Source organism: Marimonas lutisalis, assembly GCF_005434965.1.
GTDB classification, from domain to species: domain Bacteria; phylum Pseudomonadota; class Alphaproteobacteria; order Rhodobacterales; family Rhodobacteraceae; genus Marimonas_A; species Marimonas_A lutisalis.
On sequence record NZ_SKCI01000013.1, the window covers coordinates 1 to 1,511 of the forward strand.

The window sequence follows — 1,511 nt, forward strand, 5'->3', positions numbered from 1 at the left end:
TGTCCGTCGTCAGGGTTTTTGGGACAGATGGCCGCCTGAGCTAAGAGAGGATCTGGCTCATCTAGTTTTTGTGATTATGCGGCGGATTTGCGGTGAAGCAAGCGCCGGGTTTCGATGGTCCTTCGTTTGATCCTTTCTCGTTTTCGCAGAATGGTCTGGCCGCGCCCGAAGTAGACATCGGCCGGGGTGAGGTTTTGCAGGCTCTCGTGATAGCGCCGGTGGTTGTAGTGATCGACAAAGGTGTCGATCTGCTGCCTGAGATCGCCGGGCAGGTAGTAGTTTTCCAGCAGGATGCGGTTCTTGAGCGTCTGGTGCCATCGTTCGATCTTGCCCTGGGTTTGCGGATGATATGGAGCACCGCGGACATGATCCATCTGCCGATCTTCCAGCCAGCCGGCCAGTTCGCCCGAGATGTAGCTGGCGCCATTGTCTGAGAGCAGGCGCGGCTTGTGCAAGACCGTCGCCTGATCACAGCCTGAAGCCTGCAGTGCCAGATCCAGCGTGTCGGTGACATCGCCAGCCTTCATCGTCGTGCACAGCTTCCAGGCGATGATGTAGCGGCTGTAATCGTCCAAGATCGTCGACAGATAGAACCAACCCCAGCCGATGACCTTCAGGTAGGTGAAGTCGGTCTGCCAGAGCTGGTTTGGCCGTGTGGTCTTGTCGCGGAACTCGTCGGCTGCTGACAGAACCACATAGGCCGGGCTGGTGATCAGGTCGTAGGACTTGAGGATGCGATAGACCGAAGCCTCTGATACAAAGTACTTTTTCGTGTCGGTGAATTGAACGGCCAGCTCACGCGGCGACAGCTCGCTTTCCTGCAGGGCGAGCTCCTTGAGCTTCTCGCGCACTGGCTCGGGAATGCGGTTCCAGACCCGCAATGGCCTGGGGCTACGATCCTCAAGCGCCTCGGGGCCGCCAGCGAGATACCGGTCATACCAGCGATAGAAGGTGGTCCTGGGGATGCCGAGCTTGTCCAGCGTGCGCTTGGTCGGCAGATGCGATCCTTCGATCAGGCGGATGATCTCCAGCTTTTCGGATGCGGGATACCTCATTCGTCGTCGCCCCCATCCGCGATCATGCTTTTTTTGAGCAGCCGCAGTTCCAGGGCCTGCTCGGCCACGAACTCTTTCAGATCGCGGGCCTCACGGCGCAGATCCTTGACCTCAGTCGACGTCGCTGCACGCGCCGTGTCGCCCGCCAGGCGCTTCTTCCCAGCCTCGAGAAATTCCTTGGACCAGCTGTAGTACAGGCTCTGGGCTATGCCCTCACGGCGGCACAGCTCTGCAATGCTGTCCTCGCCCTTCAGGCCGTCCAAAACGATCCTGATCTTCTCCTCGGCGGAATACTGTTTGCGGGTCGCACGGCGGATGTCCTTGACGACCTTCTCGCCGTGGCTCTGCTTGGTTCCGGGTTTCTGTCTCATCTCCACTCCTTGGTGGTTACGATGTGCCAGAAACCCTCTCTTATCAATTCAGCCTAAACTGTCCCATTGGCGCTGACGTCAGACA

General features: G+C 58.7%; 1 protein-coding gene. It reads right to left on the reverse strand.

Going from position 1 to position 1,511, the window contains the following annotated elements; genetic code table 11:
- Positions 1-74: 74 nt before the first annotated feature.
- A protein-coding gene (locus E0501_RS21030) for an IS3 family transposase (protein WP_137703375.1) occupies positions 75-1,426 on the reverse strand; the annotation gives its coding sequence in 2 pieces (ribosomal slippage) (positions 75-1,090 and positions 1,090-1,426; 1,353 coding nt in all).
- Positions 1,427-1,511: the final 85 nt, after the last annotated feature.